At 63.1% G+C, this 21,547-nt stretch carries 19 protein-coding genes; 18 read left to right on the top strand and 1 reads right to left on the bottom strand.

The window, feature by feature from the left end; genetic code table 11:
- Nucleotides 1-50 precede the first annotated feature (50 nt).
- The gene (locus CLU87_RS06215; RefSeq protein WP_099729883.1) at nucleotides 51-1,406 is read right to left on the bottom strand and encodes an amidase; all 1,356 of its coding nucleotides are present in this window, start codon (nucleotides 1,404-1,406) and stop codon (nucleotides 51-53) included.
- A 187-nt stretch (nucleotides 1,407-1,593) separates the two neighbouring features.
- On the opposite strand from CLU87_RS06215, the gene rpsB reads away from it, so the two are divergent.
- The 18 genes from rpsB (at nucleotide 1,594) to carB (ending at nucleotide 21,356) form a co-directional block, all read left to right on the top strand.
- Complete coding sequence (gene rpsB, locus CLU87_RS06220; RefSeq protein WP_056067188.1) at nucleotides 1,594-2,346, top strand: 30S ribosomal protein S2; 753 nt, start codon at nucleotides 1,594-1,596, stop codon at nucleotides 2,344-2,346.
- A 106-nt stretch (nucleotides 2,347-2,452) separates the two neighbouring features.
- The gene (tsf, locus tag CLU87_RS06225) at nucleotides 2,453-3,379 is read left to right on the top strand and encodes a translation elongation factor Ts (protein WP_099729884.1); all 927 of its coding nucleotides are present in this window, start codon (nucleotides 2,453-2,455) and stop codon (nucleotides 3,377-3,379) included.
- 56 nt (nucleotides 3,380-3,435) lie between these two features.
- Entirely contained in the window at nucleotides 3,436-4,158 is a 723-nt protein-coding gene (gene pyrH / locus CLU87_RS06230; RefSeq protein ID WP_008906712.1) for a UMP kinase, read from the top strand.
- Nucleotides 4,159-4,207: 49 nt separating this feature from the next.
- Nucleotides 4,208-4,768 (top strand): ribosome recycling factor, encoded by a 561-nt coding sequence (gene frr, locus CLU87_RS06235; RefSeq protein WP_056067192.1) that lies wholly within the window; start codon nucleotides 4,208-4,210, stop codon nucleotides 4,766-4,768.
- A 23-nt stretch (nucleotides 4,769-4,791) separates the two neighbouring features.
- Complete coding sequence (gene uppS / locus CLU87_RS06240) at nucleotides 4,792-5,523, top strand: polyprenyl diphosphate synthase (protein ID WP_056067194.1); 732 nt, start codon at nucleotides 4,792-4,794, stop codon at nucleotides 5,521-5,523.
- Between the two features lie 27 nt (nucleotides 5,524-5,550).
- Complete coding sequence (locus CLU87_RS06245; RefSeq protein WP_056067196.1) at nucleotides 5,551-6,405, top strand: phosphatidate cytidylyltransferase; 855 nt, start codon at nucleotides 5,551-5,553, stop codon at nucleotides 6,403-6,405.
- Nucleotides 6,405-7,583 carry a 1-deoxy-D-xylulose-5-phosphate reductoisomerase gene (ispC, locus tag CLU87_RS06250; RefSeq protein ID WP_099729885.1) on the top strand — a complete coding sequence of 393 codons (1,179 nt, stop codon included), beginning with the start codon at nucleotides 6,405-6,407 and terminating at the stop codon, nucleotides 7,581-7,583. Before CLU87_RS06245 ends, ispC begins: the two co-directional genes overlap by 1 nt.
- Before the next feature lie 29 nt (nucleotides 7,584-7,612).
- A complete protein-coding gene (gene rseP, locus CLU87_RS06255; protein ID WP_056743620.1) occupies nucleotides 7,613-8,977 on the top strand; it encodes an RIP metalloprotease RseP in 1,365 nt (454 codons plus the stop codon).
- Between the two features lie 45 nt (nucleotides 8,978-9,022).
- Complete coding sequence (gene bamA / locus CLU87_RS06260) at nucleotides 9,023-11,320, top strand: outer membrane protein assembly factor BamA (RefSeq protein ID WP_056067201.1); 2,298 nt, start codon at nucleotides 9,023-9,025, stop codon at nucleotides 11,318-11,320.
- Nucleotides 11,320-11,841, top strand: coding sequence for an OmpH family outer membrane protein (locus tag CLU87_RS06265; RefSeq protein WP_056067203.1), 522 nt, complete (start codon nucleotides 11,320-11,322; stop codon nucleotides 11,839-11,841). The genes bamA and CLU87_RS06265 overlap by 1 nt, the downstream gene beginning before the upstream one ends.
- A 24-nt stretch (nucleotides 11,842-11,865) precedes the next feature.
- The gene (gene lpxD, locus CLU87_RS06270; RefSeq protein WP_056067206.1) at nucleotides 11,866-12,849 is read left to right on the top strand and encodes a UDP-3-O-(3-hydroxymyristoyl)glucosamine N-acyltransferase; all 984 of its coding nucleotides are present in this window, start codon (nucleotides 11,866-11,868) and stop codon (nucleotides 12,847-12,849) included.
- Between the two features lie 16 nt (nucleotides 12,850-12,865).
- Nucleotides 12,866-13,306: a 3-hydroxyacyl-ACP dehydratase FabZ gene (gene fabZ, locus CLU87_RS06275; protein ID WP_056067207.1), complete on the top strand. Its 441-nt coding sequence runs from the start codon at nucleotides 12,866-12,868 to the stop codon at nucleotides 13,304-13,306.
- A gap of 21 nt (nucleotides 13,307-13,327) precedes the next feature.
- A complete protein-coding gene (lpxA, locus tag CLU87_RS06280) occupies nucleotides 13,328-14,116 on the top strand; it encodes an acyl-ACP--UDP-N-acetylglucosamine O-acyltransferase (RefSeq protein ID WP_056067209.1) in 789 nt (262 codons plus the stop codon).
- A 10-nt stretch (nucleotides 14,117-14,126) separates the two neighbouring features.
- The gene (lpxB, locus tag CLU87_RS06285) at nucleotides 14,127-15,290 is read left to right on the top strand and encodes a lipid-A-disaccharide synthase (RefSeq protein ID WP_099732063.1); all 1,164 of its coding nucleotides are present in this window, start codon (nucleotides 14,127-14,129) and stop codon (nucleotides 15,288-15,290) included.
- Complete coding sequence (rnhB, locus tag CLU87_RS06290) at nucleotides 15,256-15,888, top strand: ribonuclease HII (RefSeq protein WP_099729886.1); 633 nt, start codon at nucleotides 15,256-15,258, stop codon at nucleotides 15,886-15,888. The genes lpxB and rnhB overlap by 35 nt, the downstream gene beginning before the upstream one ends.
- Nucleotides 15,889-15,908: 20 nt before the next feature.
- Complete coding sequence (locus CLU87_RS06295) at nucleotides 15,909-16,682, top strand: RNA methyltransferase (RefSeq protein ID WP_099729887.1); 774 nt, start codon at nucleotides 15,909-15,911, stop codon at nucleotides 16,680-16,682.
- A 265-nt stretch (nucleotides 16,683-16,947) separates the two neighbouring features.
- On the top strand, nucleotides 16,948-18,111 hold the full coding sequence (gene carA / locus CLU87_RS06300) for a glutamine-hydrolyzing carbamoyl-phosphate synthase small subunit (protein ID WP_099729888.1): 1,164 nt from the start codon (nucleotides 16,948-16,950) through the stop codon (nucleotides 18,109-18,111).
- Complete coding sequence (gene carB, locus CLU87_RS06305) at nucleotides 18,111-21,356, top strand: carbamoyl-phosphate synthase large subunit (protein ID WP_099729889.1); 3,246 nt, start codon at nucleotides 18,111-18,113, stop codon at nucleotides 21,354-21,356. The genes carA and carB overlap by 1 nt, the downstream gene beginning before the upstream one ends.
- The last annotated feature ends 191 nt before the right edge of the window (nucleotides 21,357-21,547 follow it).

The following is a 21,547-nucleotide window of genomic DNA, read 5'->3' on the forward strand; positions in this document are numbered from 1 at the left end:
ATTTGGGTGTTTTTGGCTTGTAGCGCTAGTGAATAATGCGCTGGTAGCTATTATTTTTGTAGTGTTTGCTCGATCTGCAGGCTGATGTTGAGCACCGTGTCATCCCTGAGCGCCCCGTGCCAGACCATCAGCCCGACCGGGAGTTCCCCTTGCACGTGGCAGGGGAGCGACAGCGCACAGCCGTCCAGCAGATTGACCACACTGGTGTTGCGCAGCAGCAGGTTGTTGACGCGGAAGAACTCGGCATCGCGGGCGGAGTCCCGGGCCTTGTCCGCACCATCTGCAGGAGCGACATCGGACAGCAGTGGCGCCAGGATGGGCACGGTGGGGGACAGCAGGGCGTCGTACGGCTCCATGTCGGCGATCATGCGTGCAATCCATTGCTGGCGCGCCTGCAGCAGGTCGATGTATTCCCAGGCCATCAGCGTGGCCCCTTTTTCGATGCGCATGCGCACTCGGGGGTCGTAGCGGTCGCCTGCGCGCTGCAGCAGCTCGCGGTGCCAGGCGTAGGCTTCGGGGGCGGCAAAGCCGTAGGCGGGCTGCTCCAGCACGGCGGGCAATGCGATGGTGTAGATCTGTGCGCCCGCCTGGCGCAAAGCTTCCACACTACGCTCAAAGGCGCGCGCCACGGGGGCGTCGAGCCCTTCCAGGAAGAGGGTGGTCGGCACCGCCAGCCGGTACTGGGACAGCGGCGCCAGGCTGCGCGTCACGCGCCGGGCGGCCAGCACCTCGTGCGCCACGATGGCGTCGCGCACGGTGCGCGTCATGGCGCAGGCGGTGTCCAGGGTGGTGGACAGCGGCACGGCGCCGGCGGTAGGCACCAGCCGGGCGGTGTTCTTGAAGCCCACGATGCCGTTGAGCGCTGCGGGAATGCGGATAGACCCACCGGTGTCCGATCCCAGCCCGATGAACGCCGCGCCAGTGGCCACCGATACCCCGGCGCCGGACGAAGACCCGCCGGGCACGCGGGGCGCGCTGGGCAGGGCGCCAAAGCGGGCATCCCAGGCAGCAGGCGTGCCGTAGTGGGGGTTGACGCCCACGCCAGAGAACGCGAACTCCACCATGTTGGTGCGGCCGATCAGGCTGGCGCCCGCTGCGCGCAGGCGGGCCACGGCCGGGCAGTCCTCGGCTACTGCGGGAGCGTCTGCGAGCGCGGTAGAGCCCGCCGGGGTGGGTTGGCCGGCCACGTCAAACAAGTCCTTCACCGACACCGCCAGCCCGGCCAGGGGCAGCTGGGCCACACCCGGCTGCACCGCCGTGGTGCGTGCCTCGTCAAACAGCGTGCGCACAAAGCTGTGGGTGTTGGGTGTGGCCTGGGCGGCGTCGATGCAGCGCTCGAGCTCGGCGGGCGCGGTGTTGGCGCCGTCCCGCAGTTGCTCACGGGTGGCGATCAGGTCAGGGAGCATGGGTGTGCTAGAATCTTTGGGTTTTGCTGGGAGCAGTAGCGCAGTGGTGCAAGGTTTGCACAACCGGCGTGGCCGCTGCGGCAAGACCAATCGCAAAGCAGCCCTGTCAAGGTGTTGCAGTGTTCGTGAGGATCACGGCACTGCAAATATTGGGGCTGATTTTAGACCTAACCTTTGGAGTATTTTTATGTCCGTTACCATGCGCGAAATGCTGGAAGCCGGTGTCCACTTCGGTCACCAAACCCGCTTCTGGAACCCCAAGATGGCCCCCTACATCTTCGGCCATCGCAACAAGATTCACATCATCAACCTGGAAAAGTCGCTGCCACTGTTCCAGGAAGCCCAAAAGTTCGCCAAGCAACTGGCTGCCAACCGCGGCACGATCCTGATGGTCGGCACGAAGCGCCAAGCCCGTGAAATCCTGGCCACCGAAGCGCAACGCGCTGGTGTGCCTTTCGTGGACCAGCGCTGGCTGGGCGGCATGCTGACGAACTTCAAGACCGTGAAGACCTCGATCAAGCGCCTCAAGGACATGAAGGCTCAGCAAGAAGCTGGCCTCGAGAACCTGAGCAAGAAGGAGCAACTGACGTTCTCCCGCGAAATCGAAAAGCTCGAAAAGGACATCGGCGGCATCCAGGACATGGCTGCTCTGCCCGACGCCATCTTCATCATCGACGTGGGTTTCCACAAGATCGCCGTGGCCGAAGCCAAGAAGCTGGGCATCCCGCTGATCGGTGTGGTTGATACCAACCACTCGCCCGAAGGCATTGACTACGTGATCCCTGGTAACGACGACTCGGCCAAGGCTGTGACGCTGTACGCCCGTGGCATCGCTGACGCGATCATCGAAGGCCGTGCCAACGCCGTGAATGAAGTCGTGAAGGCTGCAACCGCCGAGAGCACCGACGAATTCGTGGAAGTGCAAGAAGCCGCTGCCTGATAGCCCGGCTGCGCGATCCGTCGCGAACAAAAGCGGGGCCCCTGGTGAGCCCCCTTTTTTTTAGCCCGAATCTGAACTGACTGAACTGAATACTGAAGGAATAAAGATGGCTGCAATTACCGCAAGCATGGTGGCTGAACTGCGTGGCAAGACCGACGCCCCCATGATGGAATGCAAGAAGGCGCTGACCGAAGCCGACGGCGACATGGCCAAGGCGGAAGAGCTGCTGCGCGTCAAGCTGGGCACCAAGGCAGGCAAGGCCGCATCGCGCGTGACTGCTGAAGGCGTGGTCGCCAACTACATCGACGGCACCACGGGTGCTCTGGTCGAAGTCAACAGCGAAACCGACTTCGTTTCCAAGAACGACAGCTTCATTGCCATGGCCAACGCCGCTGCCAAGCTGGTGGCACTGCACAACCCCGCCACGGTGGAAGCCCTGGGTGCCCTGCCCTACGAGCAAGACAGCTTCGGCCCCACGCTGGAAGATGTGCGCAAGGGTCTGATCGGCAAGATCGGCGAAAACATGTCGTTCCGCCGCTTCAAGCGCTTCAGCGGCTCCAACCTGGCAGCCTACCTGCACGGCTCGCGCATCGGCGTGGTCGTCGAGTTCGACGGTGACGCCACCGCCGCCAAGGACGTTGCCATGCACGTGGCCGCCATGAAGCCCGTGGCCCTGACCAGCGCCGACGTGCCTGCCGACCTGATCGCCAAGGAGCGCTCGGTCGCCGAAGGCAAGGCTGACGAAGCCAACAAGGAGCTTGTGGCTGCCGGCAAGCCTGCACAAAGCGCTGAAATCACGGCCAAGCGCATCGACGGCGCGGTGCAGAAGTACCTCAAGGAAGTCTCTCTGGCCGACCAGGTCTTCGTGAAGGCTGCCGACGGCAAGCAAACCGTGGCCCAGATGCTCAAGGCTGCCAACACCAACGTGAAGGGCTTCACCCTGTACGTGGTGGGCGAAGGCATCGAGAAGAAGGTGGACGACTTTGCTGCCGAAGTGGCTGCCCAGGTGGCTGCTGCCAAGGCTGCTGCCTGATCGTTCCCTGTAACCACCCCACCAAAGCCTCGTACCACTTACTGGAGAAATTTCCCATGTCCAACGCTGCACCAGCCCACAAGCGCATTTTGCTCAAGCTGTCTGGTGAGGCGTTGATGGGGGATGACGCCTTCGGTATCAACCGCGCCACCATCGTGCGCATGGTCGAGGAGATCGCCGAAGTGACCCGCCTGGGTGTCCAGGTGGCCGTGGTGATCGGTGGGGGCAATATTTTCCGTGGTGTCGCCGGGGGCTCGGTCGGGATGGACCGTGCCACCGCCGACTACATGGGCATGCTGGCCACCGTGATGAACGCCCTGGCCCTGGCCGACGCCATGGACAAGCAGGGCCTGGTGGCCCGTGTGATGTCCGCCATTGCCATTGAGCAGGTGGTCGAGCCCTATGTGCGCCCCAAGGCGCTGCAGTATCTTGAAGAGGGCAAGGTCGTGGTCTTCGCGGCCGGTACGGGCAACCCGTTTTTCACCACCGACACAGCAGCTGCCCTGCGTGGCGCGGAAATTGGCGCCGAACTGGTGCTCAAGGCTACCAAAGTGGACGGCGTTTATACTGCCGACCCCCAGAAGGATCCCACGGCGACGCGCTACACCAAGCTCAGCTTTGACGAGGCCATGTCCCGCAATCTGGGCATCATGGACGCGACTGCCTTCGCCCTGTGCCGTGACCAGAAGCTGCCCGTGAAGGTGTTCTCCATCATCAAACACGGCGCCTTGAAGCGCGTGGTGATGGGCGAAGACGAAGGTACGCTGGTTTACGCTTGATCACGATGGAAAGGCCTGCATTGCATGCAGGTCGGCCCGAGGAGAAAACATGACGATTGCCGACATCAAGAAGACTGCTGAAACCAAGATGGACCAGTCCATCACCGCGTTCAAGAACAACCTGCAGAAGATTCGCACCGGTCGTGCCAATCCGGCCCTGCTCGATACGGTGCAGGTCGAGTATTACGGCTCCCTGGTTCCACTGAGCCAGGTGGCCAACGTGGCGCTGATCGATTCGCGCACCATCAGCGTGCAGCCCTGGGAAAAGGGCATGGGCGCCAAGATTGAAAAGGCTATTCGCGAAAGCGACCTGGGCTTGAACCCGGCTTCCATGGGCGACCTGATCCGCGTGCCCATGCCCCCCATGAGCGAAGAGCGCCGCAAGGAAATGACGAAGCTCGCGCGCAACGAGGGCGAGAGCGCCAAGATCGCCGTGCGCAACCTGCGCCGCGATGCCAACGAATCCGTCAAAAAACTGGTCAAGGACAAGCTGGCGTCCGAAGACGACCAGAAGCGCGCCGAAACGGAAGTGCAAAAATTCACCGACAAGCACATCGCCGAGATCGACGCGCTGGTGGCCGCCAAAGAGCAGGAAATCATGGCGGTTTGAGCCCCCAGGGCTTGAACATTCCCATGTCTGTATCTCCGGTGGTGCCACACCACATTGCCATCGTCATGGATGGCAACGGCCGCTGGGCTACGCGTCGCTTTCTGCCGCGTCTGGCCGGCCACAAGCAAGGGGTTGACTCACTTCGCCGCTGCGCACGCGCTTGCGTGCAGCGCGGCGTTGGTGTGCTCACGGTGTTTGCGTTCTCTTCCGAAAACTGGAACCGCCCCGCCGACGAGGTCTCCGGCCTCATGGAGCTGCTGGCGATGGCCCTGGCGCGCGAGGTGCCCCAGCTCAAGAAAGACGGCGTGCGTCTTCATTTTGTGGGCGAACGTGGCAGCCTTTCGCCCAAGGTGCGAGACGGCCTGGGTCAGGCAGAAGCCGCCACGGCGGACAACACCCGCCTGGTGCTCAACGTCTGCTTCAACTACGGAGGCCGCTGGGACATCGCGCAGGCGGCTGCATCGCTGGCTGCCCGTGGCGAGCCCATCACCGAGGCCAGTCTGCACAATGCGATGGGATTGGCCCACGTGCCCGACCCCGACCTCGTGATCCGCACCGGGGGAGAAATGCGGATCAGCAACTTTTTGCTCTGGCAATCGGCATACTCCGAGTTCTTCTTCAGCGACCGACTGTGGCCCGATTTCGATGAGTCCGCCCTGGACGAGGCCATCGACGCCTTCAGCCGCCGCGAGCGCCGTTTTGGCAAAACCTCTGAACAGATTCTGTCCGCGCATCCTGATCCGATGCCGGGTTGAGAACCTGAACAGGTTCTGAAAGCCCCCATGCTTCAACAGCGCGTCATCACAGCCCTTGTTCTGCTGGCCATCTTGTTGCCCGCGCTTTTCTACGCCAACACCATACCGTTCACGCTGGTCGTGTTGGTTCTGATGGCTGCCGGGGCTTGGGAATGGGGTCGTCTGAGCGGCTTTGGCCAAGCAGGTTCCGTGGCGGTGGGTGTGGCCTGTGTGGCCTTGTGCGCCGGGTCGTGGGCGCTGGGCTGGGTCGATCGCCCGTTGACTGCCCTATGGGTGGTGGGCGGCGGGCTGTGGGTCCTGGCGGCTGCCTGGCTGCTCAAGGCCGGAGTGCCCGGCTGGCCCCGCATACCAGCCGGTGTGCGTCTCGTGGCTGGCGTGCTTGCCTTGTGGCTCGCATGGCTGGCCGTGGTGCAGGCCCGCAATGTGGGCATCAATTTTTTGCTGTCGGTGCTGCTGCTGGTGTGGGTGGCCGACATCTTTGCCTACTTTGCGGGGCGCGCATTCGGATTGCGGTTTACCAAGGGCAAGCTGGCGCCCTCGATCAGTCCCGGCAAGAGCTGGGAAGGTGTGTGGGGCGGCCTGGCAGGGGTGATGGTGATGGCTTTTGTTTGGGCGGCAGCGGATGCCCACTGGCAGGCGTCGGTGCCCAGTTTTTACAGCCGCATGGCGCAGCAGGGCTGGTGGTTGCTGGTGATTGCGGCGTTGTTCATGGTGGCCATGAGCGTGTCGGGTGACCTGGTGGAGTCGCTCATCAAGCGCAGCGCCGGAGTCAAGGACAGCAGTGGCCTTTTGCCCGGACACGGCGGCGTGCTTGACCGCGTGGATGCCTTGCTGCCCACACTGCCCCTGGCCATGATGCTCACGAGCCTGACGACCCCATGATGAAACAACGACTCACCGTTCTCGGCTCCACCGGCTCCATTGGGACCAGCACGCTGGATGTGGTGGCACGCCACCCGGAGCGCTTCGAGGTGTTTGCCCTCAGCGCTGCGACGCAAGTGGATCTGCTGCTGCAACAATGCGCGCAGTTTCGCCCTCGCTACGCGGTGATGGCCAGCGCATCCCATGCGGCGGAGCTGGCAGAAAAATTGCAGGCCAATAGCCTCCCGACAGAAGTGATACAAGCGCAAGATGCTCTTGAAATCATAGCGTCCCATGATGAGGTCGACGCCGTAATGGCGGCTATCGTGGGGGCTGCCGGTCTGGCTCCGTGTCTGGCTGCGGCGCGCGCGGGCAAACGATTGCTGTTGGCCAACAAGGAGGCCCTGGTGGTGGGTGGCGGGCTGTTCATGCAGACCGTGCGCGACGGCGGTGCCACACTGCTGCCTATCGACAGCGAACACTCTGCGATCTTCCAGTGCCTGCCAGAAGACCCTGCCACTTGGTCTGACCGGGTGGACAGCATCCTGCTCACAGCCTCGGGCGGTCCCTTCCGCCAGCGGGATCCGGCCACGTTGGCGCAGATCACCCCTGACCAGGCCTGTGCGCATCCCAACTTCTCGATGGGACGCAAGATTTCCGTGGATTCGGCCACGATGATGAACAAGGCCTTGGAGGTCATTGAGGCGCGTTGGCTGTTTGATCTGCACCCAGACCAGATCAAGGTGGTCATCCACCCGCAGCAGATCATCCATTCGATGGTTCAGTTCAAGGACGCCTCCATCCTTGCACAGCTGGGTACGCCCGACATGCGAGTGCCCATTGCCTGCGGCCTGTCCTGGCCCGAGCGCATTACCAGCGGGGCCAGCAAGCTGGATTTCTCGACCCTGAGCGCCCTCGCGTTTGAAGACGCGGACGCCATTCGCTTCCCGGGCCTGCACCTGTCCTGGCAGGCGCTGAAGGCGGCCGAGGGGACCACTGCCGTGCTGAATGCGGCCAACGAGGTGGCGGTGGGCGCCTTTTTGTCGGGTCGGCTGCGTTTTGACCATATTCATGCGGTCAACCTTGCAACTTTGGATGCAGTTTCGCCCTCCAAGCCCGATTCGCTCGCCGCGTTGCTGGATCTGGACACCCAGGCCCGCCATGCGGCTGAACATGTGGCGGGCCGTCTGGCTGCCTGACTGCCGGCCCACTCAGGAACCATCCATCCATGCTGCTTACTATCGCTGCCTTCATCGTTGCCCTCGGTCTTTTGATCGCAGTGCACGAATACGGGCACTACCGCGTGGCGGTGGCCTGTGGGGTCAAGGTATTGCGGTTCTCTGTGGGTTTCGGCAAGCCGCTATTGCGCTGGCAGCCCCAGGGGTCTCCCACGGAGTTTGTGTTGGGAGCCTTCCCATTGGGGGGCTATGTGCGCATGCTGGACGAGCGCGAGGCACCCGTTGCCGCAGAGGAGCGGCATCTGGCCTTCAACACCCAGCCCCTGCGCTCGCGAGCAGCCATCGTTGCGGCTGGGCCCATCGCCAATTTGTTGTTGGCAGTGCTGCTGTATTCGGTGGTGAACTGGAACGGTGTCGAGGAGCCCCGGGCCATTCTGGCAAGCCCGGTCGCAGGCTCTGTCGCACACAGTGCCGGGTTGCGGGGCGGTGAACTGGTAGAGCGCGCCGCATTGGGTGCAGAAGATCTGGAGCCAGTTCGTTCGTTTGAAGACCTGCGGTGGCTGCTGACCCGTGGTGCGCTTGAGGGGCTGAACGTGCGTCTTGACGTCCAGTCCGCCCATGGTGCGGGCCATCGTGAGGTCGTGCTCGACATGTCCCGGATCGACAGCCGTGAGGCTGATGCCCAGCTGTTTCGCAAGGTCGGCATCCTGGGACCTTGGACCCGCCCTGTGTTGGGCGAGGTCATGGCGCAAAGCGCGGCTGAGCGCTCTGGCCTGCGCCAAGGTGATGTGGTGCTCAAGGTGGGGCAGACCGATGTGGTGGATGGGCAGCAACTGCGCGAGTTGATCCGGCAGTCTGTGCGGGGGAACGAGCCATTGGCGCAGCCTTGGCGCGTTGAGCGCGGTGGTCAGGTGATGACACTGGACGTGTTGCCCGAGGCTGTAACCGAACCGGCTAATACGGTGGGGCGCATTGGCGCCTACGTGGGAGCTGCACCAGAATTTGTCACGGTGGACTACGGGCTGGTCGATGGTCTGTGGGGTGGTGTGGTGAAGACCTGGGATGTGTCGCTGCTGACCCTGCGCATGATGGGTCGCATGGTGATCGGCGAGGCGTCGCTCAAGAACCTCAGTGGCCCCTTGACCATTGCCGACTACGCAGGCCGCTCAGCCAGCATGGGGCTGACGCAGTACCTCATCTTTCTTGCTCTGATCAGTGTGAGCCTGGGGGTGCTGAACCTGCTTCCGCTGCCAGTCTTGGACGGTGGGCACCTGATGTATTATCTTTGGGAGGGTGTCACGGGCAGGGGTGTGTCGGACGCATGGATGGAGCGATTGCAGCGTGGAGGCGTTGCTGTCCTGCTTGTCATGATGTCCATAGCTCTGTTCAACGATATCACCCGGCTCTTTGGCTAACACTTTTGCCGCGCTTGCCCTGCAATTGCGGCTCCCGCTTCATTCATGAAAAAACACATCAATCGCCTGGGCGTGCGTACCGCATCGGCCGTTGCAGCCATGATTTTTGCCGCCAATGCGGCATGGGCTCTGGAGCCATTCAAGGTGCAGGACATTCGCGTGGAGGGCTTGCAGCGTGTGGAGCCGGGTACCGTGTTTGCATCCATGCCCCTGCGGGTGGGTGACGACTACAACGACGAAAAAGGCGCCGCAGCAATTCGTGCGCTGTTCGGTCTGGGACTCTTCAAGGATGTGCGCCTGGAGGCCAGCGGCAACGTTCTGGTGGTGGTGGTCGAAGAGCGCCCCACTGTCGCCGACGTGGACTTTGCCGGTGCCCGTGAATTCGACAAAGATGCGCTCAAAAAAGCCATGCGCGAAGTGGGCCTGACGGAAGGGCGTCCTTATGACAAGGCGCTCACCGACCGTGCCGAACAAGAGCTCAAGCGCCAGTACATCAACAAGAGCCTGTACGGCGCGGAGGTGGTGACCACGGTCACACCCATCGAGCGCAACCGCGTGAACCTGACCTTCACGATCACGGAAGGTGAGCCCGCACGCATCAAGGAAGTGCGCATCGTGGGCAACAAGGCGTTCAGTGAATCGACGCTCAAGGGCCTGTTCGACCAGGACACGGGGGGCTGGCTGAGCTGGTACACCAAGTCCGATCGCTACTCGCGCACCAAGCTCAACGCCGACCTTGAAACCCTGCGCTCGTATTACCTGCAGCGCGGCTACCTGGAGTTCCGTGTGGACTCGACGCAGGTCGCCATCTCGCCGGACAAGCAGGACATCTCCATCACTGTCAATGTGACGGAAGGCGAACGGTATGTGGTGTCGGGCGTGAAACTCGAAGGCAACTATCTGGACCGCGAGGACGAGTTCAAGTCGCTGGTGACCATCCGCCCCGGTGAGCCCTACAACGCGGACCAGGTGACCGAAACCACCAAGGCGTTTTCCGAGTACTTTGCCCGCTTTGGTTTTGCGTTTGCCCGCGTGGAGGCTGTGCCCGAAATTGATCGTGAGAACAATCGCGTCAATTTTGTGCTGCAAGCCGAACCAGCACGCCGCGCCTACGTGCGCCGTATCAACGTCAGTGGCAACAACCGCACGCGTGACGAAGTCATTCGCCGTGAGTTCCGCCAGTACGAAGCCTCCTGGTACGACGGCGACAAGATCCGCCTGTCCCGCGACCGCGTGGACCGTCTGGGCTTCTTCACGGAAGTGAACGTGGAAACCCAGGAAGTGCCCGGCTCGCCCGACCAGGTCGATCTGGTGATCAACGTGGCAGAAAAGCCAACCGGCTCGTTGCAACTGGGTGTGGGTTTTTCCAGCGCCGAAAAAGCGTCTCTCTCGTTCGGTATCAAGCAGGAAAACATCTTTGGCTCGGGCAACTACCTGGGCATCGACGTCAACACGAGCAAGTACCGGCGCACACTGGTGTTCAGCACCACCAACCCGTACTTCACGCCCGAAGGCATCTCGCGCACGCTCGATGTGTACTACCGCACCGACAAGCCCTATGAAGACCAGGGGGGCAATTACCAGCTGGTAACCACCGGGACCTCCGTGCGTTTTGGCGTGCCTTTCAGTGAGACCGACACGGTGTTCTTTGGCGGTGGGCTGGAGCAGACCCGCATCAAGCCCGGCACGAACATCCCGGCCACCTACCTGTTTTACGCAGACAAGTTCGGCTACAGCAGCACCTCGATTCCATTGACCGTGGGCTGGTCCCGTGACGACCGGGACAGCGCCTTGGCGCCCAACTCCGGCCGGTACCAGCGCCTCAATTCCGAATGGTCTGTGGCAGGCGATGCACGCTACGTGCGGGCCAACTATCAGTACCAGCAGTACATCCCGCTCAACAAGCGCTTCACCATTGCCTTCAATGGCGAGGCCGGTTACGGCAAGGGCTTGAACGGCCGCCCATTCCCTGTCTTCAAGAACTTCTACTCGGGCGGTCTGGGCTCTGTGCGTGGTTTCGACCAGGGTACCCTCGGCCCGCGTGATGTGACCGGTGCTTCTTTGGGAGGCCCCAAGAAGATCACGCTCAATACCGAGCTGATTGCTCCGTTCCCGGGCGCTGGCAATGACCGGACCCTGCGTGTGTTCACGTTCCTGGACGTGGGCAATGTGTACGGCGAGAACGACAAAGTTACCTTCAGTGACATGCGTGCCTCCGTGGGCCTGGGGCTGAGCTGGATTTCGCCGCTCGGTCCCTTGCGTTTGGCGTTTGCGCAGCCAGTGCGCAAGTTCGCCGGCGATAGAATCCAGAAACTGCAATTCCAGATTGGAACGTCTTTCTAATGAAATCCTTTTCTCGCCATCTCTCCGTGGCCTTGCTGCTCGGCACCGTTGCCATCGCAGCCCCTGCACAAGCGCAAGAGTTCAAAGCCGGTTTCGTCAACACTGATCGCATCTTCCGAGAAGCCACCACAGCCAAGGCTGCGCAGGCCAAGCTGGAGCAGGAGTTCTCCCGTCGCGAGAAAGAACTGGTGGATCTGGGCAACACCCTGAAGACTGCCAGCGACAAGTTTGAGCGTGAAGCACCCACCATGGCGGAGAGCCAACGCACCGCGCGCCAGCGCCAGCTGGTGGACCAGGACCGCGACTTCCAGCGCAAGCGCCGTGAATTCCAGGAAGACCTGAGCGCCCGCAAGAACGAAGAGCTGTCGCAAGTGCTGGAACGCGCCAACAAGGTGGTCAAGCAGGTGGCCGAGGCCGAAAAATATGACGTGATCCTGCAAGAGGCCGTCTACATCAACCCCAAGCACGACATCACCGACAAGGTGATCAAGGCCCTGAATGCCGCTGCTGCTGCCAAGTAAGCCGCTGCGCAAGACAGGTGGCGCGTGAGCAGCTTGCTTCTCGGGCACATTGTTGATGCGCTCGGTGGTTCGCTGGAAGGGGGCGCGCGGGAAACCGTCATCGCCCGCATTGCGCCACTGGAGGTTGCGGGCCCGGGAGACCTCAGTTTCCTGAGCAATCCCCGCTACCAACAGCAACTGGCCGCCTCCCGGGCGGCCTGTGTCATTGTGGCGCCTGCCATGCGCGACGCCGCATTGGCACGGGGCGCCTGCATCGTGGCCGACAACCCCTACGTGTACTTCGCCCGAGCTACCCAGTTGTGGCGGCAGCGCAATACGCCCGCGCGGTCGTCCGGTGTGCACCCCAGCGCAGTGGTTGATCCCTCGGCGCAGGTCCACCCCTCGGCCACCATCGGTCCGCTGTGCGTGATTGAGCGGGGCGCCTCGGTGGGCGCAGATACCGTGCTCAAGTCGCGCGTCACCGTGGGCGAGGGCTGCAGCATCGGCGCGCGTTGCATCGTCCATGCGGGCGTGGTCATTGGCGCTGATGGTTTCGGTTTTGCGCCGGAGAACGGGCAGTGGGTCAAGATCGAGCAACTGGGTGCCGTGCGCATTGGAGATGGCGTCGAGATTGGCGCCAACACCTGCATCGACCGGGGTGCGCTGCAGGACACGGTGATCGAAGACGGCGTTAAGCTCGACAACCTGATCCAGATCGGGCACAACGTGCGCATCGGCAAGCACTCGGCCATGGCTGGGTGTGTAGGCGTGGCGGGCAGTGCCACCATCGGGGCGCATTGCACGGTAGGCGGTGGTGCCATCGTGTTGGGGCACCTGGAGCTGGCTGACAACGTACACATCTCGGCCGCGACGGTGGTCACCCGCTCTCTCACCCGGCCTGGTCAGTACACCGGCATGTTCCCCATCGACGACAATGCGCGCTGGGAAAAAAACGCTGCCACACTCAAACAATTGCACAGCCTGCGCGAGCGCATCAAGGCGCTGGAGCTGGCCCTCAAGGCAGTATGAACGGAAGAACAACTCGATGATGGATATTCACGCAATTCTCAAACAACTGCCCCACCGCTACCCGTTTTTGCTGGTGGACAAGGTGATCGAGTTAGAGAGCAACACCCGCATCAAGGCCATCAAGAACGTCACGTTCAACGAGCCCTATTTCATGGGGCATTTCCCTGGCCGTCCGGTGATGCCGGGTGTGTTGATCCTGGAAGCACTGGCCCAAGCTGCGGGCTTGCTGGCGTTCGATGCCATGGGCAAGGTGCCCGATGAGAACAACATTTACTACTTTGTCGGTATCGATGGCGCGCGGTTCAAGCGCCCTGTGGAGCCCGGCGACCAGTTGATCCTGACCATCACCATCGACCGCGTGCGCGGTGGCATCTGGAAGTTCAAGGGCGTGGCGAGCGTGGGCGAAGAGGTGGCCTGCGAGGCCGAACTCATGTGCACCATGCGCAACGTCGGTTGACCGGTTCAGGCCTGTTGGATCGTGAGCAATATCCACCCCACAGCCATTGTTGCGGACGGCGCCCGCCTGGACCCTACGGTCACGGTGGGGCCCTACGCGGTCATTGGCGAGCATGTGTCCATCGGCGCGGGCACCACAGTTGGCGCGCACTGCGTGATCGATGGGCGCACCACGATTGGTGCTGACAACCGCATTTTCCAGTTCAACTCCATCGGCGCCATCCCGCAGGACAAGAAGTACGCAGGCGAGCCGACCGAGCTGGTCATTGGTGACCGCAACACCATCCGCGAGTTCTGCACGCTGAACCTGGGCGTGCCCCAGGCCGGCGGCATCACCACTGTGGGCCATGACAACTGGATCATGGCGTATACCCACATCGCGCACGATTGCCATGTGGGCAACCACACCACGCTGGCGAACAACACCACGCTGGCAGGGCATGTGCACCTGGGCGACTGGGTGACGGTGGGCGGACTCACGGGCATCCACCAGTTCGTCAAGATTGGTGCGCACGCGATGGTGGGCTTTGCCAGCGCGGTGTCGCAGGACGTGCCGCCTTTCATGCTGGTGGATGGCAATCCCCTGGCGGTGCGCGGCTACAACGTGGTGGGGCTGCGCCGCCGTGGCTTTTCGGCCGAGCGCATTGCGGCGGTCAAGCAGATGCACAAGCTGATTTATCGGCAGGGCCTGACGCTGGAGGCTGCGCGTGCCGCTATTGCAGAGTTGGCGCAGTCCGCACCGCAGGCCGGTGACGATGCGGCGATGATGGAGCGGTTCCTGGCCGACGCCACGCGCGGCATTGCGCGCTGAGGGCTGGGCGATGGCAGATTCCCCCCGCGTCGCCATGGTGGCGGGCGAGACGTCGGGCGACTTGCTGGCGGGCTTGCTGATCGATGGCATGCAGGCGCATTGGTCCGGGCTGCAATCCTGCGGCATTGGCGGGCCGCAGATGGCGCGCCGCGGTTTTACTGCCTGGTGGCCCAGCGACAAGCTGGCAGTGCACGGCTACAGCATGGAGGTGCTGCGCCGGCTGCGCGAGCTGCTGGGCATTCGCAAACAACTGCGCGAGCGCCTGCTCAAGGACCGCCCCGACGTGTTCATCGGTGTGGATGCGCCCGATTTCAACCTGGGCCTGGAGGCCGATTTACGCGCGGCCGGCATCAAGACCGTGCATTTTGTGTGCCCGTCCATCTGGGCCTGGCGTGCGGATCGCGTCGACAAGATTCGCCGCAGCGCGGACCATGTGCTGTGCATCTTCCCGTTTGAGCCAGAGCTGCTCGCGCAGCACGGCATTGCCGCCACCTACGTAGGTCACCCGCTGGCGGGCGTGATTCCCATGGTGCCGGACCGTGCAGCCGCGCGTGCGCAATTGGGTCTGAAGGATGAGGACGAAGTCCTGGCCATCCTTCCTGGGAGCCGCTCCTCCGAGATCCAGTACATTGCCCAGCCATTCTTTGAGGCTGCAGCGCTAGTGTTTAAAGCACGACCAGCTATTAAATTGATAGTGCCTGCAGTGCCCGCACTGCGTGATCGCATCGAGCAGTTGGCGCGCGCGTGCGGTCTGGGCAATGCCTTGCAAATCACCACGGGCCAGTCGCACACGGTGCTCGCAGCGTGTGATGCCACGTTGATTGCCAGCGGCACCGCGACGCTGGAGGCCGCGCTCTTCAAGCGGCCCATGGTCATCGGCTACCACATGCACCCGCTCAGCTGGTGGCTCATGCGCCGCAAGCAGTTGCAACCCTGGGTGGGCCTGCCCAACATCCTGTGCCGCGAGTTTGTGGTGCCCGAGCTGATCCAGGACGCCGCTACGCCCCAGGCGCTTTGCGCAGCCACGCTGGACTGGCTGGACGCAAAGCGCCAAGATCCCCGAAAAATTGCAGCCCTGGAGCAGCGCTTTACGGCGCTGCACGAGAGCCTGCTGCGCAACACCCCCCAACTGGCTGCCGATGCGATCCAGAAAATCCTCGCTCCCGCAGCCTGAGCAGGCCTGCCTGCCCTGGCACCCGCCCGGCCTCGTGGCTGGCGTGGATGAGGCTGGCCGTGGCCCCCTGGCCGGGCCCGTGGTGGCAGCGGCTGTGATCCTGGACGACCTGCACCCGATTGCAGGCTTGGCCGACTCCAAGAAACTCACGGCCGCGCGGCGTGAAAAGCTTTACGACGAGATCCGCGCCAAGGCCCTGTGCTGCAGCATCGCCGAGGCCAGCGTCGAAGAGATCGACCAGCTCAACATCCTGCAGGCCACGCTGCTGGCCATGCGCCGTGCCGTCATGGGGCTGCGGCTCAAACCGGCGATGGTGCTGGTGGATGGCAACCGGCTGCCCGTGCTGGATGTTCCGGCGGAAGCCATCGTCAAGGGCGATGCGCTGGTGCCTGCCATCTCGGCGGCCTCCATCCTTGCCAAGGTGCACCGCGACCGCTGGTGCGCGCAGGTGCATGACGAGTTTCCGCAGTACGGCTTTGCCGGCCACAAGGGGTACGGCACGGCCGTGCACATGGCCGCCTTGCGCGAGCACGGTGCCTGCATTTACCACCGGCGCTCGTTTGCGCCGGTGGCCCAGAACCTGCGCGCCGGATCCTGACCGCGCGCTGAAAATTTGCCATGACCTCCTCGTCCGTGACCGCCATCCATTCCCGCGATAACACCTTCGTCAAGGACTTGCGCCGTTTGGCTCAGGATACGACGGCGTACCGCAAGCAGGGCCGTGTCTGGCTCGAAGGAGACCATCTGTGCCGCGCCGCGCTCGCACGGGGGCTGCGGGCATCGGTGGCGGTGTTTTCGGAGTCTTTTTGGCCGCAAGCGCAGGTGCAATATGCTGGTGCAGCTACAAAATTCATAGTCCTTGCCGATGCACTGTTTGCGGACGTGAGCGGGCTGGAGTCGCCCGCCTCGATGGGCTTTGTCCTGGACTTGCCCGCACCGGCTTCACTCCAGCCCAATGCGCCCACCGTGGTGCTGGACAGGGTGCAGGACGCGGGCAATGTGGGTTCCATCCTGCGCAGCGCCTCGGCGTTCGGATTCCGCCAGGTGGCCGCCATCAAGGGAAGTGCCGCGCTGTGGTCGCCCAAGGTCTTGCGGGCTGGCATGGGGGCGCATTTCGCGCTGGACCTGATCGAGGGGCTGGCGCTGGACGACCTCGTTGCCCTGCAGGTGCCGCTGCTGGTCACCAGCTCGCATGCGGGTGACTTCCTGCACCGCGCCGCCTTGCCCTGGCCCTGCGCCTGGGTGATGGGCCACGAAGGGCAGGGCGTCAGCCCGGCTCTGGAAGATAGGGCTTCGTTGCGCATCCGCATCGCCCAGCCCGGCGGCGAGGAGTCGCTGAACGTGGCGGCGGCTGCGGCCATCTGCCTGCACGCGAGCGGAGCAGGGCGCTGATCCTGTCCGCGCCCGCCGCGGTGCCATGGGCGCTCGGGGTGAGCCTTGGCCCTGCAGCTCATAGACGTTGGTACCAGGGTTATGCAAGGCGTGCATTGCGGAGGTGTCAGCGACGGAGGGTATAATCGGGAGCTTTTCTCGCAACAGCGTCGCCCGACCGCACCCAAAGCAACAACCCATCTGAGAGCAGCCATTGGCACCATCGCGCTTCGAGTGTGCGAGTGGTCTGCAGGCGCCGGGCGACCGTAACCATCCGGAGAACCCAGTGCTTTTGTCTCTCAAGGGAAACTTCCCGCCCGCCATCCTGGCGCTCGCAGACGGCACGGTCTTTATCGGTAACTCGATCGGTGCCACCGGCACCACGGTCGGTGAAGTGGTGTTCAACACCGCCATCACCGGCTACCAGGAAATCCTCACCGACCCCAGCTACTGCCAGCAGATCGTCACCCTGACGTATCCGCACATCGGCAATTACGGCGTCAATGCGGAAGACATCGAAGCCGACAAGGTCCATGCTGCAGGCCTGATCATCAAAGACCTGCCCCTTCTGGCCAGCAACTTCCGATCCACCGAAACGCTTTCGCAGTACCTCGTGCGCGAAAAGACGGTGGCCATTGCCAATATCGACACCCGCAAACTCACCCGCCTGCTACGCGACAAGGGTGCGCAGAACGGCGCCATCCTGGGCCTGGCGGCTGGTGAGGCTGTGACGCAGGCGCGCATCGACGAAGCCCTGGCGGCTGCCAAGGCCGCGCCCAGCATGAAGGGCCTGGACCTCGCCCAGGTGGTGACCACCCCGTCGACCTACACCTGGGACCAGACCGAGTGGAAGCTGGGCGAAGGCTATGGCACACAGGCTGCCCCGCGCTTCCACGTGGTGGCATACGACTTCGGCGTCAAGAAGAACATCCTGCGCATGCTGGCCGAACGTGGCTGCAAGCTCACCGTGGTGCCCGCCAAGACGCCCGCGGCCGACGTGCTGGCCATGAAGCCGGACGGTGTGTTCCTGTCCAACGGCCCTGGTGACCCAGAGCCCTGCGACTACGCCATCGAAGCCACCCGCCAGATCGTTGACGCAGGTGTGCCCACCTTCGGCATCTGTCTGGGCCACCAGATCATGGCACTGGCCAGCGGCGCCAAGACCTTCAAGATGGACAACAGCCACCATGGTGCCAACCACCCAGTGAAGGACCTGGACAACGGCCGCGTGAGCATCACCAGCCAGAACCACGGCTTTGCCGTGGACATGGCCTCGCTGCCCGCCACGCTGCGCCCCACGCACATCAGCCTGTTCGACGGCACGCTGCAAGGGCTGGAGCGCACCGACAAGCCTGCGTTCTGCTTCCAGGGCCACCCCGAGGCATCGCCCGGCCCGCACGACATCGCCTACCTGTTTGACCGCTTCACCGCGCTGATGGAGAAGAAATAATGCCAAAGCGCACAGACCTCAAATCGATCCTCATCATTGGCGCCGGCCCGATCATCATCGGCCAGGCCTGCGAGTTCGACTACTCCGGCGTGCAGGCCTGCAAGGCCCTGCGTGAAGAAGGCTACAAGGTCATCCTGATCAACAGCAACCCTGCGACGATCATGACCGACCCGGCCACCGCCGACGTCACCTACATCGAGCCCATCACCTGGCAGACGGTCGAGAAGATCATTGCCAAGGAACGCCCCGACGCCATCCTGCCCACCATGGGCGGCCAGACTGCGCTGAACTGCGCGCTGGACCTGTGGCGCAACGGCGTGCTCGACAAGTACCAGGTCGAGTTGATCGGTGCTACACCCGAAGCCATCGACAAGGCCGAAGACCGCCTGAAGTTCAAGGACGCCATGACCAAGATCGGTCTGGGCTCCGCTCGCTCCGGCATCGCCCACAGCATGGACGAAGCCTGGGCCGTGCAAAAGACCGTGGGTTTCCCCACCGTGATCCGCCCCAGTTTCACGCTGGGCGGTACCGGCGGCGGCATTGCCTACAACCCCGAAGAGTTCGAGACCATCTGCAAGCGCGGCCTGGAAGCCTCGCCCACCAACGAGTTGCTAATTGAAGAGTCGCTGCTCGGCTGGAAGGAGTACGAGATGGAAGTGGTCCGCGACAAGGCGGACAACTGCATCATCATCTGCTCCATCGAGAACCTGGACCCGATGGGCGTGCACACGGGCGACTCGATCACGGTGGCCCCCGCGCAGACGCTGACCGACAAGGAATACCAGATCATGCGCAACGCGTCGCTCGCGGTGCTGCGCGAGATCGGCGTGGACACGGGCGGCTCCAACGTGCAGTTCTCGGTCAACCCGAAGGACGGCCGCATGATCGTCATCGAGATGAACCCGCGCGTGTCGCGTTCGTCGGCGCTGGCCTCCAAGGCCACGGGCTTCCCGATTGCCAAGGTCGCGGCCAAGCTGGCCGTGGGCTATACGCTCGATGAGCTCAAGAACGAAATCACGGGCGGCGCCACGCCCGCTTCGTTCGAGCCTTCGATCGACTACGTGGTCACCAAGATCCCACGTTTTGCGTTCGAGAAATTCCCGACGGCCGACAGCCGCCTGACCACCCAGATGAAGTCTGTGGGCGAGGTCATGGCCATGGGCCGCACCTTCCAGGAGTCCTTCCAGAAAGCCTTGCGTGGCCTGGAAGTGGGCGTGGACGGCATGAACGAAAAGACCCAGGACCGCGAAGTGCTTGAAAAGGAACTGGGCGAGCCCGGTCCCGAGCGCATCTGGTACGTGGGCGACGCGTTTGCCATGGGCCTGTCGGTGGACGAGGTGTACGACCTCACCAAGATCGACAAGTGGTTCCTGGTGCAGATCGAAGAGATCGTGAAAATCGAACTCGAACTCGACCAGCTCGCCGCCGACAAGGGTGATGCGGCATTGGCTACGCTGGATGCCGACACGCTGCGCACGCTCAAGAAGAAGGGCTTCTCCGACCGCCGCCTGGCCAAGCTGCTCAAGACCACCGAGAAATCGGTGCGCGAAGCACGCCGCGCGCTGAACGTTCGCCCCGTGTACAAGCGCGTGGACACCTGCGCTGCCGAGTTCGCCACCAACACGGCCTACATGTATTCGACCTACGAGGAAGAGTGCGAAGCTGCGCCGACGGACAAGAAAAAGATCATGGTGCTGGGCGGTGGCCCGAACCGCATCGGCCAGGGCATCGAGTTCGACTACTGCTGCGTGCATGCCGCACTGGCCATGCGCGAGGATGGCTACGAAACCATCATGGTCAACTGCAACCCTGAAACGGTTTCGACCGACTACGACACCTCCGACCGCCTGTACTTCGAGCCGCTGACGCTGGAAGACGTGCTCGAGATCGTGGACAAGGAAAAGCCACACGGTGTGATCGTGCAGTACGGCGGCCAGACGCCGCTCAAGCTGGCATTGGGCCTGGAAGCCGAAGGCGTACCCATCATCGGCACCAGCCCCGACATGATCGACGCGGCCGAAGACCGCGAGCGTTTCCAGAAGCTGCTGGGGGACCTGGGCCTGCGCCAGCCGCCCAATGCCACGGCGCGTACCGAAGCCGAGGCGTTGGAAAAGGCCGCCACGCTGGGTTACCCCCTGGTGGTGCGCCCCAGCTACGTGCTGGGCGGCCGCGCGATGGAAATCGTGCACGAGCAGCGCGACCTGGAGCGCTACATGCGCGAGGCCGTCAAGGTGAGCAACGACTCGCCCGTGCTGCTGGACCGCTTCCTGAACGACGCCATCGAGTGCGATGTGGATTGCCTGCGCGACCCCGAAGGCAAGACCTTCATCGGTGGCGTGATGGAGCACATCGAACAAGCCGGCGTGCACTCGGGTGACTCGGCCTGCTCGCTGCCGCCGTACTACCTCAAGCAAGCCACCGTGGACGAGCTCAAGCGCCAGTCGGCTGCCATGGCCGAAGGCCTGAATGTGGTGGGCCTGATGAACGTGCAGTTCGCCATTCAGGAAGTGGATGGCAAGGACGTGATCTACGTGCTGGAAGTGAACCCCCGCGCCTCGCGCACGGTGCCGTTTGTCTCCAAGGCCACCGGCATCCAGCTGGCCAAGGTCGCAGCGCGCTGCATGGCGGGCCAGTCGCTGGCTTCGCAGGGCATCACCAAGGAAGTGACACCGCCTTACTTCAGCGTGAAGGAAGCCGTGTTCCCCTTCGTCAAATTCCCGGGCGTGGACACCATCCTCGGCCCCGAGATGAAGTCCACAGGCGAGGTGATGGGCGTGGGCAAGACCTTTGGGGAAGCGTTCGTGAAGAGCCAGCTGGGCGCGGGCACCAAGCTGCCGACGTCGGGCAAAGTGTTCCTCACCGTGAAGAACAACGACAAGCCCCGTGCGGTGGACATTGCCCGCCAGCTGGTGGCGCTCGGCTTCGACCTGGTGGCGACCAAGGGCACCGCTGCGGCCATCGCCGAGGCGGGCGTCCCGGTGGTGGTGGTCAACAAGGTCACGGAAGGCCGTCCGCACATCGTGGACATGATCAAGAACAATGAGATTGTCATGGTCATCAACACGGTGGAAGAGCGCCGCAATGCGATTGCAGACTCGCGCGCGATCCGCACCTCGTCGCTGCTGGCCCGCGTGACCACCTTCACCACCATCTTTGGTGCCGAGGCGGCCGTCGAGGGCATGAAGTACCTGGACAAACTCGACGTGTATTCCGTGCAGGAACTGCACGCTCAACTGGCGGCCTGACCGGGTTTTTGCGGTGGCTTTTGCCGCCGCAAACACGGCATAATTGCAGCCGAACTAACACCGCCGCGCGGCAACGTGCGGCGGTTTCCTTTTGTAGATGTGCCATGTGCACCCGCCAGTGTTTTGCGGGGCGCAGCGTGGCGACAGATCGGTGGAAGTGCATTGCACTTTCACCGTTTTGACTTGTGGAG

This window comes from Acidovorax sp. 59 (assembly GCF_002754175.1).
GTDB classification, from domain to species: domain Bacteria; phylum Pseudomonadota; class Gammaproteobacteria; order Burkholderiales; family Burkholderiaceae_C; genus Acidovorax; species Acidovorax delafieldii.

What these genes read in the sequence shown, in the direction of transcription:
- frr (WP_056067192.1), top strand. Translation starts at nt 4,208, where the DNA reads ATGACGATTGCCGACATCAAGAAGACTGCTGAAACCAAGATGGACCAG.
- rnhB (WP_099729886.1), top strand. Translation starts at nt 15,256, where the DNA reads ATGCGATCCAGAAAATCCTCGCTCCCGCAGCCTGAGCAGGCCTGCCTG.
- uppS (WP_056067194.1), top strand. Translation starts at nt 4,792, where the DNA reads ATGTCTGTATCTCCGGTGGTGCCACACCACATTGCCATCGTCATGGAT.
- CLU87_RS06295 (WP_099729887.1), top strand. Translation starts at nt 15,909, where the DNA reads ATGACCTCCTCGTCCGTGACCGCCATCCATTCCCGCGATAACACCTTC.
- rpsB (WP_056067188.1), top strand. Translation starts at nt 1,594, where the DNA reads ATGTCCGTTACCATGCGCGAAATGCTGGAAGCCGGTGTCCACTTCGGT.
- CLU87_RS06245 (WP_056067196.1), top strand. Translation starts at nt 5,551, where the DNA reads ATGCTTCAACAGCGCGTCATCACAGCCCTTGTTCTGCTGGCCATCTTG.
- rseP (WP_056743620.1), top strand. Translation starts at nt 7,613, where the DNA reads ATGCTGCTTACTATCGCTGCCTTCATCGTTGCCCTCGGTCTTTTGATC.
- lpxB (WP_099732063.1), top strand. Translation starts at nt 14,127, where the DNA reads ATGGCAGATTCCCCCCGCGTCGCCATGGTGGCGGGCGAGACGTCGGGC.
- pyrH (WP_008906712.1), top strand. Translation starts at nt 3,436, where the DNA reads ATGTCCAACGCTGCACCAGCCCACAAGCGCATTTTGCTCAAGCTGTCT.
- bamA (WP_056067201.1), top strand. Translation starts at nt 9,023, where the DNA reads ATGAAAAAACACATCAATCGCCTGGGCGTGCGTACCGCATCGGCCGTT.
- CLU87_RS06215 (WP_099729883.1), bottom strand. Translation starts at nt 1,406, where the DNA reads ATGCTCCCTGACCTGATCGCCACCCGTGAGCAACTGCGGGACGGCGCC.
- CLU87_RS06265 (WP_056067203.1), top strand. Translation starts at nt 11,320, where the DNA reads ATGAAATCCTTTTCTCGCCATCTCTCCGTGGCCTTGCTGCTCGGCACC.
- tsf (WP_099729884.1), top strand. Translation starts at nt 2,453, where the DNA reads ATGGCTGCAATTACCGCAAGCATGGTGGCTGAACTGCGTGGCAAGACC.
- carB (WP_099729889.1), top strand. Translation starts at nt 18,111, where the DNA reads ATGCCAAAGCGCACAGACCTCAAATCGATCCTCATCATTGGCGCCGGC.
- ispC (WP_099729885.1), top strand. Translation starts at nt 6,405, where the DNA reads ATGAAACAACGACTCACCGTTCTCGGCTCCACCGGCTCCATTGGGACC.
- fabZ (WP_056067207.1), top strand. Translation starts at nt 12,866, where the DNA reads ATGATGGATATTCACGCAATTCTCAAACAACTGCCCCACCGCTACCCG.